This window comes from Paucihalobacter ruber, from assembly GCF_006494535.1.
GTDB lineage: Bacteria > Bacteroidota > Bacteroidia > Flavobacteriales > Flavobacteriaceae > Paucihalobacter > Paucihalobacter ruber.
Genome location: NZ_VHIQ01000006.1, coordinates 266,300 through 279,431, shown reverse-complemented (window position 1 = coordinate 279,431; position 13,132 = coordinate 266,300). Strand labels below are relative to the sequence as shown.

Below are 13,132 nucleotides of genomic sequence, written 5' to 3'. Positions count from 1 at the left end.
CAATTTTATTGAATTTAAGGTATCTACTCAGGATGATGAACTTTTTTAATCAGAGAACAACCTTAATTTTTATTGCAAAAAAAAGGCTGACACTTCGTGCCAACCTTTAATACATCAAAAAAATGTGCTTAGAATCGATACCCTAAAGACACTTGAAACACCTGATTTTTTATCTCAGCATCTTCGCTTACATCGGTTAAACCGGCTACATATCTTAACTGTGCAAAGACATTATCGGTAAAATGATAACTCAAACCGGCAAGGGCCGCAAAATCAAAAGATTTACTTTCAAAAGTTTCTTCAAGATTATCATCGATAAGAAAAGCAAATTGCGGTCCGACATCCAAACTCAATTTATCTGAAATAAGGTAAAATCTTGCTAATACAGGTACTGTAATATAATTTAAATCTACGTCATCGATTTCAATTTCTCCAATATTGTCGAATTTAGCACCCTTGGTTGAGTACATTACTTCTGGTTGAAGAGAAAAGTTTTCAAACAATTTAAATTCAATTAAGGCACCTATATGAAAACCAACTTTCATTTCGGAGGAAAGATCTTTGGCATCAGAGCCCGAAAAATCAGCGAAGTTGGCACCGGCTTTAACACCAAATCTCAAAACTTGAGCTTGCGCCGAAAAAAATAAAGCAAAAGCAAATAAAAAGAAGAATGATTTTTTCATATTTTTAAAGATTAGTAATTAACACAGCTAATTTACAGAAATTTAGAAGTTAATAATTTTTTTGAGTAATTTTTTTAAGTAATTTTTTATATCTTTTCAAAAATTAACAGAATTAACAGAAAATCCTTGTATTTACTGATGAAATGGGAACATGCCCTGGCAGACTTTAAAACTTATTTACACATCGAGCGCGGTTTGTCTCAACATTCTATCGATAATTACGCTTACGATATTCAAAAACTCATCTTTTTTCTTGAGAATTCAGAAAAGGATATCACTCCAATCAACATTAATCATCACACCATTACCGATTTTATTTATCATATTTCCAAAGAAGTTAAACCGCGATCTCAAGCCCGCATTATTTCCGGGTTACGAAGCTTTTTTAATTACCTGATTTTTGAAAACTACCGAAAAGGTAATCCGGTTGAACAAATTGAAGCACCACGATTGGGACGCAAACTACCTGATACCTTAAGCACCAAAGATATTGACAATCTGATTGCCGCCATTGATTTAACGAGAGAGTTTAACGGTGTGAGAATTGGAGAGCGCGATAAAGTAATGATAGAAACCTTGTACAGCTGCGGCTTGCGGGTTAGTGAATTAACAGGATTAAAGTTATCTGATCTATTTTTCGAGGAAGGTTTTATTAAAGTCACCGGAAAGGGAAACAAACAACGATTTATCCCCATTAACCAAGGGTCTCAAAAAATGATAGAACGCTATATCACCGAGGTTAGAAGCCAAATCAATATAAAACCTGAATTTAAGGATACCTTATTTTTAAATAACCGTGGCAGTGCACTTACTCGCGCCATGGTCTTTACCATTATAAAAAATCTGGCTAAAGACATCAATTTAAATAAAACTATTTCGCCACATACCTTCAGACACTCATTTGCGACGCATTTACTTGAAAACGGTGCCGATTTACGTGCCATACAGCTCATGCTGGGTCACGAAAGCATTACAACTACCGAAATTTATATGCACTTAGACAGAAGCCATTTAAAAGAGGTGCTTACTAAATTTCATCCGAGACGGGCTTTGTAGTTAGTGAGTTGATGAGTCCGTGAGCTTTTTAGTTCTTGAGCTTACCCGAAAGAGGGTTGGTGAGTTATTAAGAATTTGGAATTAACCGATTGCTATTTTGTCCCTGTAACTAATGTCATTGGAATTTGGAGTTCAGAATTTGGAATTTGTTATTTATTCACCGCGTTAGGGATTGGAGCATTGTTTGAGCGCGCCTGATGCATGCCTGCAGAAGGCATGAAAGAGGGACGCGAGTGCGGAAAGCCCGACCTTTTACGTAGATGAATTTTATTACATAGGACTCCCTTTAAACGCAAAAGGTAACGCCCAAATAATGAACGTTACCTTTAATTGTTTGGTAGGTGGTGATTTATTTTATTTCAACAACTTCTAATTCAAAAGTTAAATCGTGACCGGCCAATGGGTGATTGGCATCCACCACAATACTTTTATCGTTAACCTGTGCTACGCGCAATTGGTGCTCCTGTCCGTTGGGTCCACGAGAGACCAAGCCCATACCAACCTGAGGTTCTAAATCGGGTGGTAATTCTTGTTTGCTTACCTCTTGAAACAACTCTTCTCTTACAACGCCGTAAGCCTCTTCTTTTGGGATATTAATGGTTTTCTTTTCGTTGACTTTCATGTTTAAAACACCATTTTCAAATCCAGGAATGAGCATTCCTTGACCTAAGGTAAATTCTAAAGGCTCACGTTCCAGTGAGCTGTCGAAAATTTCGCCATTGGCTGTAATGCTTCCTGTGTAATGTACTTTAACGGTGTCGTTTGCTTTTACTTGACTCATAAATTTTAATTTGTAATAGTCTTATAACCTTGTGCTATAAGTTTGTGCAAAGGTAAGGCTTATGTGTAGGAAGCCAAAGAAATAGACCAATTTATCGGGATTTTAAGAATGTTTAACAAAAAAGCCGAAACTTGAGGTTTCGGCTTGTATAAACTAGTTTAGGATTTGATTATTTGGCAATGTTAACGGCCCGAGTTTCTCTGATAACGGTTACCTTAACCTGACCCGGATAGGTCATGTCGGTTTGAATTTTCTGAGAAATCTCGAACGATAATTTTGCAGCCAATTCATCAGATACTTTTTCGCTTTCAACTATCACACGTAGTTCTCTACCTGCTTGAATAGCATACGCTTTTTTAACACCGTTGAATCCAAATGCTACATCCTCCAAATCTTTTAACCTTTGGATATACGAATCTAACACCTGACGTCTGGCACCGGGTCTGGCACCTGAAATAGCATCACACACCTGAATAATTGGCGACAATAAAGTTGTCATTTCAATTTCGTCGTGGTGAGCACCAATGGCATTACAGATTTCTGGTTTTTCGCCGTATTTTTCAGCCCACTGCATACCAAGGATGGCGTGTGGTGTTTCCATGTCGGCTTCTGAATCGGGCACCTTACCAATATCATGTAACAAACCGGCCCGTTTGGCTAATTTTGGATTAAGACCCAATTCAGCGGCCATAACGCCGCAAAGTTTCGCTACCTCGCGCGAGTGTTGCAATAAGTTTTGACCGTAAGATGAACGGTATTTCATTCGGCCAACAAGCTTAATAAGCTCAGGATGCAAACCGTGAATACCCAAATCAATGACCGTACGTTTTCCAACTTCAATGATCTCCTGCTCTATTTGTTTTTGAGTTTTGTTAACTACTTCTTCGATACGCGCCGGATGTATACGTCCGTCGGTTACCAAGCGATGTAACGATAAACGTGCTACTTCTCTCCTCACCGAATCGAAACAAGATAAAATAATGGCCTCTGGCGTGTCGTCCACAATAATTTCTACACCGGTAGCAGCTTCGATGGCGCGAATATTTCGACCTTCGCGACCGATTATTCTACCCTTAACGTCGTCTGATTCTATATTAAAAACAGAAACGCAATTATCAATGGCCTCTTCTGTTCCTATACGCTGAATGGTATTAATAATAACTTTTTTGGCCTCTTGTTGGGCCGTAAGCTTGGCTTCTTCAAGTGTATCCTGAATATAGGCCATGGCATCGGTTTTTGCTTCGGCTTTTAAAGACTCTACCAATTGTTCTTTAGCTTCTTCGGCCGATAACCCCGAAATAACTTCAAGTTGTTTGATCTGGCTTTTTTGAGCCTTTTCCAACTCTACCTTTTTCTTTTCAAGGAACTCCAATCTAAAGTCGTAGTCATTAATTTTTTGCTCTAACTCGTCGTTTGTTTTTTTGTTTTTAACGAGCTCGTTAGCCACTTGCGATTCTTTATCTCTAATGCGTTTTTCGGCCTCGGCAATTTTTTTATCTCTTGATAAAATCACCTCTTCGTGCGCTGCTTTAAGTTCAATAAATTTTTCTTTAGCCTGAAGGATTTTGTCCTTTTTGATACTTTCGCCTTCAGATTTGGCTTGTTTCACGATGACTTCAGCCTCAGATTTGGCAGATTCTATGAGTTTAGATGCACTGGCTTTTTCCAGTGATTTGGCAATTAAAAAGCCAACTACTACACCCACAATCACACCAACAACAATAAATATAATAGTGTTAACTTCCATGTTTGTGTTAAATTAATGATATAAAAAAAGCCTACATTAGTTTTGGATTTTGTATAAACTCCTTAAAACAAGTTTAGGGCTAACAAGCTGCTCAAAAATCTGCTCAAGGCAGCACGCTTTCACAACTTAAACTCACCCTCCTTAAAGAATTAGTGTTGAGTTTATCAAAAAAATTAACTAATGTAGGCAGTAACCTTATTTATTTTTAAAGAACGTTAAGAACTCAAATGTTCTTGAAGTAACTCGTTTAAAGCTGTTAACTTATCTTCAACATCTTTATTTAAAGTCACTTTATCTATACTTTTTTGTTCTAACTGTGCTGCAAACTGCAAAGCACACATGGCTAAAACATCTTGTTTATCTCTAACGGAATAACTCTGCTCAAACTTGCTAATCATACCTTCTATACTCTTGGCCGCCTTTCTCAAGCCTTCCTCCTGATTGGGTTCAATTGTTAAAGGATAAACCCTGTTTGCAATTGAAAGCTTTATTTTTAAAGGTTCTGCCATGCCTTACTCTGATAATTGTGTGATGCAATTATCTATTTCTCTAATTAGCGTATTTATTTTAAGCTTTGTATCACGTTTGTCTTCATCACTGCCCAAGATTGAATTGGCTATTTTGAGCGACTCGTACTTTTCTGTCCAAGAACTAATTTCTTCCTGTAAAGATCGTACTTGTTGCTGATATTGCTGTAATTCTTCAGACAAACGCTGGTTGGCCTGTTTCAAGACTTCTTGTTTGTGCAAAATCTTACTAATTTTATTCTCTAAAGAATCAACAATTTCTTCAATCTGACTCATAAATTGCGAACCAATCTTATTGAAACAAAGTTAACATTACAATTTAAATAAGACAATTCTTTTATATTTATTTTTTAATAAATGGAATAATAATTGTTAACTAATTGTCATCAAAATGTTTAGATTTTTGTGTTTAATTTAAAGTAAATTAATATTTTAGCATTTAAATCCCTCGATATGAAATATTGGTTTATCGTATTGTTATCGATTCAATTAGCTGTTTCGCAAAATCCTTATCCGCAAGATTATTTTAATAGTCCGCTGGAAATACCCATTATTTTATCGGGTACATTCGGCGAATTACGAAATAATCATTTCCATTCAGGCATGGATATTAAAACACAGCAAACTGAAGGCCTTAAAGTACTCGCCGCTGCCGATGGCTATGTGAGCCGAATAAAAATTGCTCATTATGGTTACGGCAAAGCGCTGTATATAACCCATCCAAATGGCTACACAACTGTTTATGCCCATTTGCAAAAATTGGCACCCAAACTAGAAGCCTATTTAAAGAAGGAACAGTACCAGCGTGAAATCTTCGAAATTGAATTATTCCCTGTAGCCAATGAACTTCAAGTTACTCAGGGAGAAGTTATTGCTTATTCAGGAAACACCGGCAGTTCAGGTGGTCCGCATTTACATTACGAAATTCGCGATAACCTCGAACGCCCAATCAACCCTATGCTATTTGGTTTGATCCCTCGAGATTCAAAAGCACCGGTCATTCAAAATATTTACGTGTACCCTAAAGACAAGTACAGCTATATTAACGGCAAAAATCAGCGTAAAGAACTGAGAATTATCCCTAAAGCCAATAATGAATATGAGATAGAACCCTTCACCGCTTTCGGTACCATTGGTTTTGGTATTACCAGTCATGATTTACTGGATTTAGCCGCTAACAAAAATGGTGTTAGCAATATTGCTACACATCTTAACGGGGTGAAAAATTTTGAAATTGATTTTAAAAAATTCAGTTTTGATGAGACCTCGCACCTTAACAGATTTATAGATTACGAACACTACAAAACCAAACGCTCCCTCGTACAAAAATTATTTGTTGAACCTAACAACCCATTAAGTTTGTTTAGAAATGTCATAGACAACGGCTATATTAAAGTAACCGATAGCACACATAGCATCTATAAAATTGTAGTTTCAGATTTTGCGGGAAATAAAGCCCAAGTCCATATTTCAATTGATGGCGAAAAACAAAGTCTGCCGGAGAAAAATACAAATTTTGAAGTCAATCCCGACTTGAGATATGTTTATGCCAATCAAGCTACAATCATAGAAGACCAGCACGTTAGCGTTAACATACCTGCCAATACCTTTTACGACGATGTTAACCTGAAATTTAAAGTGAGCGGCGACACGTTAAAATTACATGAGGATATTATACCACTTCAAAATAATATTGGTATTCATTATGATGTGAGCGGCTATGACGATGTTGACAAAAACAAATTATTTATTGCCAGGTTGGTTGGCTACAGAAAAAACGCATTGCACTTGCCTACAATGAAGGTCAACAACACACTTTCGGCATACTCTAAAACACTTGGAGAATTCACTTTAAAATATGACACCAAAGCACCACAGGTAGCCCCAATTAATTGGCAAAATGGCAAATGGTTAAGCAATTATCGCTATCTTAAAATTAAAATTACCGACGACCTTTCGGGTATTAGCAGTTATCGTGCTACTGTAAACGGTAAATTTATTTTGTTGGAATACGACTATAAAACCAATACACTTACACACGATTTTAACGATAACGTCGTTACAGATACCAGAAACGAATTAAAGCTAATTGTTGTTGACAATGTTGGAAATAGTACTACATTTGAGGCAACATTTTTTAGAAAGTAAACCAACAGTATCTTTTTGAAACCTTTTTTTAAGCACCTTTTCTTTTTTTCTGTATTGCTGCCAATGCTTGGTTTAGCTCAAACTGCCACTATTAAAGGTGTGGTTTTAGATGAGTTTAAAATGCCAATTGCTGAAGTCAATGTGCAAAGCAACAATAATGACGGTACAATTACTGATGTATCGGGATTTTATTTATTGAAAATTCCGGCTAATACCAATGTTAAGATAAGGTTCAGCCATATAAATCATAAAAACGTTGAAATAACAGTCAATCTTCAAGCCGGTGAAGATTTTGAATTTAATCCTGTAATGCTGGTTAACGTTGAACAAATTGAAACCGTAGTTTTAACAGGAAAAACAAGAAAAAACGTAGAAGGCGTTACCTCTATTTCACCTCAAATTTTAAGAACTATTAAAGGTGCACAACCCGGTGTTGAAAATATTCTAAAAACTTTACCCGGTGTCAACATTTCTAACGAATTGAGCACTCAATACTCGGTTAGAGGCGGAAACTTTGATGAAAACCTGGTTTATGTCAACGGAATTGAGGTTTACAGACCGTTTTTAATTCGCTCCGGAAATCAGGAAGGCTTGAGCTTTGTTAATACTGATTTGGTAGAAAATGTTGATTTTTCGGCAGGTGGTTTTCAGGCTAAATACGGAGACAGACTCTCGTCTGTGTTAGATATCACTTATCGAAATCCGGTTGATTTTGGCGTGAGAGCCGATTTGAGTTTGTTGGGTGGCAGCGTTGCGGTTGAAACTGTTTCTAAAGATTCTAAATTTTCATCTTTAACCGGTTTGCGATACAGAGATAACAGTTTATTGTTGAATTCGCTGGAGACCGAAGGCGCAGTAGAGCCGGTTTTTGTAGACGCACAAACCTATTTAACCTATAAATTCTCGAATAAATTTCACTTGAATTTCCTTGGAAACATTTCGCTTAACCAATATAATTTTGAACCCTCAAACCGTCAAACCAACTTTGGAACTTTACAAAACCCTGTTGCTTTACTGGTGTTTTACGATGGTCAGGAAAAATCGCAATATCAAACCATTTTTGGCGCGTTTAAAGCCGATTATTACGCTAGTGATAAACTCACACTTAACTTTACTGTTTCGGCCTATCACACTCAGGAACAGGAATATTTTGATATCTTGGCGCGTTACCGATTGGGTGAAGTCAATACCAACATAGGCGACGAAAATTTAGGTGAAGTAGAATTTAGTGAAGGTATCGGTTCTCAGTTAACCCATGCCCGAAACGATTTAGATGCCTTAATTACCAATATTCAACACGACGGCGAGTACAAAATAGACGAATCGTCTAATCTGGAATGGTCTATTCGCTATACCCGCGAAGATTTTAGAGACCGCCTGGTTGAATGGGAAGTGATTGACTCTGCCGGGTTTTCAATTAGACCGCCAAACTTTAATATTCCAAACAATCAACCTTACGAACCCTTTACGGGACCGTTGGTAGCCTTTCAAAATATTCGTGCTACCAATTTTGTAAACGTCGACCGTTTTCAGGCTGCACTTCAATGGAGCAAACGCGGTTATATTGGCAAGCACGAAGTGTATTACAACGCCGGTGTAAGAGCACACAGTTGGACTGTTAGTGGTGACAACATTAACTCAAATAACCAAACCGTTGTGAGTCCGCGCGCGCAATTCGCCATTAAACCCGATTGGGATGCCGATGTGTTGTTTAGAGTTGCCGGCGGTATGTATTACCAACCGCCATTTTATCGAGAGCTTAGAGATTCTACGGGAACCGTAAGACCCGAGGTTAAAGCACAACAATCCTTTCATGTGGTTTTAGGAAGCGAGCACAGTTTTACCATGTGGGACAGACCTTTTAAACTGGTAGCCGAGGCCTATTACAAAGGATTAACCGATGTGAATCCTTATACTATTGAAAATGTTAGAATAAGATACCGCGCCAGAAACAACGCCGAAGCATATGCCTACGGTTTAGACCTAAGGTTGAATGGTGAATTTGTTCCGGGAACCGAATCATGGTTTAGCTTTGGTTATTTAAAAACTGAAGAAAATATCGATAATCGTGGCTTTATTGCCAGACCAACCGATCAGCGATTAAAATTTGGTGTGCTGTTTCAGGATTATGTTCCCAATATTCCAGACTTGCGAATGTATCTCAATTTAGTTTATAACACAGGTGTTCCCGGTGGTTCACCAAGTTTTGCAGACCCATACGATTTTCAAATAAGACTGCGCGATTATCGCAGAGCCGACGCCGGATTTCTATACGATATTGTTAAACTTGGAGATCTTCATAATAATTGGAGACGTCATTTCAAATCATTGTCGGTTGGATTTGAAATCTACAACATCTTCAACAACCAAAACTCGATTACGAATACCTGGGTGAGAGACGTTAACAGCAAAGCACAGTATGCCATTCCAAATTTTTTAACACCAAGGGTTTTCAATTTAAGGCTATCGGCCCAACTCTAAGAAATGCTTAGGTTGTTTAAAAAATTAATAGTGGTATTGTTAAATGCCTCATGGCGCTCGTAGTTGACCACATGCCCGCAATCGGGAATCACCACCAATTGCGAAACGGAATGCATAGAAACCACCTTTTTTATGGTTGGTAAAAACAAGTAATCCTGTTCTCCCATTACATAAAGGGTTGGAATTTTAATGTCTTTCGCCCTAAAAAATCGCAATAATGGATTGATTTCTGATGTCAGTTTAAACCATCGTACAAATTCTTTTTGATAGAGTTTTTTGGCTTCATTTACAAACAATGAACGCGACTCGCGATGATTTTTACGAGGCATAATAATAAAGGCAAAAAACTTGTAGAGGTACATATAAGGTATCACAGATTTAAAAATGACGCCAACACGCATTAAGAATTGCGACCTCATATCCAGTTTCATAATAGCGCCACCCATGATCATACTTTCAACCCGATGCGGATGTTTCTCAGCTAAATTTCTAATCAAAATAGTACCTAACGAAATACCCACAAAATGCGATTTCTCTATTTTTAAATGATCAATCACTTCAAGAATATCGGCGGTTATAGAATCAAAGGTGTACTTAGAATTAAAAGCATCCTTTAACTGAGGTTTGCTGTTGCCGTGCCCGCGCAAGTCTAAAACCAACACATTAAACTCCTGTTTAAAGGCTCTTATTTGTTTAAACCAAATAGACGAACTGCCACCAGCACCGTGAACAAAGGTTACCCATGATTTGGATACATCATTAATAAAAGTGTTGTAATTAAGCATTTAAGATAGCAATTCTTTTATGGCGTTAACTGTATAGACAATGTCTTCTTTCGTGTTAAAAATACTAAAGGAAAAACGAATAGAAGGTTTTTTTAACATTTCAGCCGATTGAATTTCAGCCAGCACATGAGAAACCCGGTTGCTTCCACTTTGGCAGGCACTACCTTTTGAGCAGGCAATACCTCTCAAATCTAATTGAAATTGCATCATTTCTGCTTTAGTCGAAGTTAACGGAAACTGCACATTTATAATAGTATAAGTACTTTTATCAAATGCTGCACTATCACCGTTAAACACAATACCTTCGATATCTTGAAGTTGTTCAATAAAATAAGATTTTAGTTCTTGAATATATTGCTTTTCCGATTCCAGATTTTTATAGGCCAATTCCAAAGCCTTGGTCATGCCTACAATATTGTGAATACTTTCGGTACCGGCACGGAGTCCGCGTTCCTGCTCACCACCTATCAAAATAGGTTGCAGACCACTGTTTTTTCTTACGAAACAAAAGCCAACACCTTTCGGACCGTGAAATTTATGCGCACTGGCAGCCATAAAATCCAGTGATATGTCGCTCAAATCTAAATGATAATGGCCAATAGATTGAACCGTATCACTGTGAAATAGCGCATTATTAACTTTACAAATGTTTGCTATTCTTTTGATATCCAATATATTTCCGATTTCGTTATTGATATGCATCAACGATACCAGTTGTTTTTTATCGGATTGTAACAATTCTTCAAGTTGAGCAACATCAATATGACCATGCGCATCGAGGTCTAAATAGCTGACTTCAATATTATAGGTTGCTTGCAAATACTGAATGGTGTGTAAAACAGCATGATGCTCGATTTTTGTACTAATAATTTGTTCTACACCCAAATCTCTAACCGCACTTAACAAGACCAAATTATCAGCTTCGGTGCCTCCTGAAGTAAAAATAATTTCAGCAGCCGACACCTTAAAAAAAGAAGCGATTTCCTTTCGGCAAGATTCAATTAAAGATTTAGAAGTTCTGCCATAACTATGAGACGATGAAGCATTTCCAAAGTTATTTTTTAAAACTTGGGTCATAGTCTCAACAACCTCGTCTCTAAGTCTTGTTGTAGCGGCGTTATCTAAATACACGGTTTGCATACTGCAAAAGTATAGCAAATAAAATTATTCTTTGAGGGCTTCGTTATAATATCTTAAAACCTTTATTTTTGTACACTTAAACACGGATAAATGCGCAAGGTTCTCGGAATTGTAATATTTTTAATAACATTAACTGCTTGTAACGACGGTGATTTGATAGACTTGTCGTTTGATTTTGAAGATGAATTCACCATTAATGAATGCGGGCAATTAATTTTTTACAAAATCAACGACGCTCAAAATGAATCTTTAGCCTTGAGTTTATCGGGTATTTCGCTTGAATCCTTATTTGCCTTTGACGAAGTACTCAATCAAGTTCAGGATACTATCATCATTGAACGCAATATTAATGGCACCACCAATCGTTTAAATTATCGCGTTTACAATGGTACGGTTACCGGAAATGATTTATTTTGTAATCCCATTCCGCCGGCTAACGTTTCTGTACGTTCTGAAGAAGACACACCCACAGGAACTGTAATTATTACCATTATTGCCCGAGATGATGACAATGATGGTATTCCCGCAGAATTTGAAGATGTAAATGGCAACGGTAACTTGTTTGACGACGACTCTGATAACGACGGTATTCCAAATTTTTTAGATGTAGATGATGATGGTGATAATGTTTTAACGCGTGACGAGTTAACACCAAATACTTTAAACACCGATCCAAGAATTAACCCGTTAGACACTGATGGTGACGGTATTCCTGATTACCTTGATATCGATGACGATGGTGATGGTGCATTGACACGCGATGAAGAAAATATTCTGCAAGATGAGAACCCGAGAAATGACATTACAGAACCCGGTGGACTACCTGATTACCTGAATCCAAATGTAAGTACTTCTGTACCGGCTGTAGCATTTAGACCGCATGCGGTGGTTAGAACCTATACCATTAAAGTTCAAGTCAATAACGTTCAGTTTAGTTTTTTAAACCAAACCATCTTAGACTTCGGGGAAAATGTATCTACCGTAACAGTTCAGAAATTTCCTGTTTTCAATTAGATTTATTCTGGAAGATTTTTACTTCGGTGGCGCCAAATCCGTAAGTTTTAAAGTCGGCTTCGTAAAAGCTAACATTGTCATAGCGTCTCAACAAAGTTTCTAGTTCCATTTTCAGCACGCCTTCACCCACACCATGAATAAACACAATTTTTGGTGTGCGATTGGCAATGGCACGTTCTAATTGAAATTTAGCCGTGTCGAGCTGAATATTCAACATATCGTAATTGGTTAAATGAGCAGTCTTTTCAACCAATTGATGAATGTGTAAATCTATAATCGGCTTATAAACTTCTTTGGTCTTTATTTTTACAACAGGTTTAGGTTTTTGAGATTGCTCTTTTAAAGATTTGATTTGATTAATTTCAGAATTGAATACGTTGTTTTCAATACTGATGTCTTTGTTTATGGAAATTAGTTCTTTAGCCTGAAAATCAAGTTCAAATCCTTCAGATGTTAACAATGTAACGGTAGTACCTTCAATGCCATTAACAACGCCTTCCATGTCGTCGTCTAAGACTGCAACCTTATCGCCTATTTTAAACTTTGCCATTTACTCCGGGTTTTGTTGGTGCTGATCATCATCTGAACTTTCAGATTTACTTGATAAATTTCTGGAAATTCGATATAAACCCATCATCAAAACAACAACACCACCAATTAATAAATACTGATTTTGGGTTTCTCCGGCCTGCGCGTATAAGGCTACCAATCCGCCGACAAGAATAAGGAGATAATTAATAGATTTTGACATTCTTAGGTTATTTAACCGA

The 13,132-nt window shown here is 37.2% G+C and carries 13 protein-coding genes and 1 other RNA gene; 4 read left to right on the top strand and 10 right to left on the bottom strand.

Annotated elements, in window-relative coordinates; translation table 11 throughout:
• Window positions 1–128: 128 nt before the first annotated feature.
• Window positions 129–683: a porin family protein gene (locus tag FJ651_RS13130; protein WP_140990991.1), complete on the bottom strand. Its 555-nt coding sequence runs from the start codon at window positions 681–683 to the stop codon at window positions 129–131.
• Between the two features lie 138 nt (window positions 684–821).
• On the opposite strand from FJ651_RS13130, the gene xerD reads away from it, so the two are divergent.
• Window positions 822–1,739 carry a site-specific tyrosine recombinase XerD gene (gene xerD / locus FJ651_RS13125; protein ID WP_140990990.1) on the top strand — a complete coding sequence of 306 codons (918 nt, stop codon included), beginning with the start codon at window positions 822–824 and terminating at the stop codon, window positions 1,737–1,739.
• Window positions 1,740–2,088: 349 nt separating this feature from the next.
• On the opposite strand, the gene FJ651_RS13120 is transcribed toward xerD, so the two are convergent.
• The 5 genes from FJ651_RS13120 to FJ651_RS13100 all read right to left on the bottom strand — a co-directional run bounded on the left by FJ651_RS13120 (window position 2,089) and on the right by FJ651_RS13100 (window position 5,070).
• Complete coding sequence (locus FJ651_RS13120) at window positions 2,089–2,520, bottom strand: FKBP-type peptidyl-prolyl cis-trans isomerase (RefSeq protein ID WP_140990989.1); 432 nt, start codon at window positions 2,518–2,520, stop codon at window positions 2,089–2,091.
• A 169-nt stretch (window positions 2,521–2,689) separates the two neighbouring features.
• Entirely contained in the window at window positions 2,690–4,267 is a 1,578-nt protein-coding gene (rny, locus tag FJ651_RS13115; protein ID WP_140990988.1) for a ribonuclease Y, read from the bottom strand.
• A gap of 55 nt (window positions 4,268–4,322) precedes the next feature.
• A non-coding RNA gene (ssrS, locus tag FJ651_RS13110) (6S RNA) lies at window positions 4,323–4,428 on the bottom strand.
• 54 nt (window positions 4,429–4,482) lie between these two features.
• On the bottom strand, window positions 4,483–4,776 hold the full coding sequence (locus tag FJ651_RS13105) for a cell division protein ZapA (RefSeq protein ID WP_140990987.1): 294 nt from the start codon (window positions 4,774–4,776) through the stop codon (window positions 4,483–4,485).
• Between the two features lie 3 nt (window positions 4,777–4,779).
• Window positions 4,780–5,070 carry a hypothetical protein gene (locus FJ651_RS13100; RefSeq protein WP_140990986.1) on the bottom strand — a complete coding sequence of 97 codons (291 nt, stop codon included), beginning with the start codon at window positions 5,068–5,070 and terminating at the stop codon, window positions 4,780–4,782.
• 177 nt (window positions 5,071–5,247) lie between these two features.
• Here FJ651_RS13100 and FJ651_RS13095 point away from each other — a divergent pair, with 177 nt between their 5' ends.
• Window positions 5,248–6,942 (top strand): M23 family metallopeptidase, encoded by a 1,695-nt coding sequence (locus tag FJ651_RS13095; RefSeq protein ID WP_140990985.1) that lies wholly within the window; start codon window positions 5,248–5,250, stop codon window positions 6,940–6,942.
• Between the two features lie 63 nt (window positions 6,943–7,005).
• Window positions 7,006–9,423, top strand: a complete 2,418-nt coding sequence (locus tag FJ651_RS13090) for a TonB-dependent receptor (RefSeq protein ID WP_140991033.1) — start codon at window positions 7,006–7,008, stop codon at window positions 9,421–9,423.
• Here FJ651_RS13090 and FJ651_RS13085 read toward each other — a convergent pair.
• Together FJ651_RS13085 and FJ651_RS13080 are read right to left on the bottom strand one after the other, a co-directional pair.
• On the bottom strand, window positions 9,420–10,208 hold the full coding sequence (locus tag FJ651_RS13085; RefSeq protein ID WP_140990984.1) for an alpha/beta fold hydrolase: 789 nt from the start codon (window positions 10,206–10,208) through the stop codon (window positions 9,420–9,422). The two genes, FJ651_RS13090 and FJ651_RS13085, sit on opposite strands and share 4 nt — an antisense overlap.
• The gene (locus FJ651_RS13080) at window positions 10,209–11,348 is read right to left on the bottom strand and encodes a cysteine desulfurase family protein (protein ID WP_140990983.1); all 1,140 of its coding nucleotides are present in this window, start codon (window positions 11,346–11,348) and stop codon (window positions 10,209–10,211) included.
• A 90-nt stretch (window positions 11,349–11,438) separates the two neighbouring features.
• Here FJ651_RS13080 and FJ651_RS13075 point away from each other — a divergent pair, with 90 nt between their 5' ends.
• Window positions 11,439–12,362, top strand: coding sequence for a hypothetical protein (locus tag FJ651_RS13075; protein ID WP_140990982.1), 924 nt, complete (start codon window positions 11,439–11,441; stop codon window positions 12,360–12,362).
• Here FJ651_RS13075 and FJ651_RS13070 read toward each other — a convergent pair.
• Together FJ651_RS13070 and FJ651_RS13065 are read right to left on the bottom strand one after the other, a co-directional pair.
• Window positions 12,355–12,912, bottom strand: coding sequence for a Smr/MutS family protein (locus tag FJ651_RS13070; RefSeq protein ID WP_140990981.1), 558 nt, complete (start codon window positions 12,910–12,912; stop codon window positions 12,355–12,357). The two genes, FJ651_RS13075 and FJ651_RS13070, sit on opposite strands and share 8 nt — an antisense overlap.
• Window positions 12,913–13,113: a hypothetical protein gene (locus FJ651_RS13065; RefSeq protein ID WP_246085368.1), complete on the bottom strand. Its 201-nt coding sequence runs from the start codon at window positions 13,111–13,113 to the stop codon at window positions 12,913–12,915. It abuts the gene before it with no gap.
• Between the last annotated feature and the right edge of the window lie 19 nt (window positions 13,114–13,132).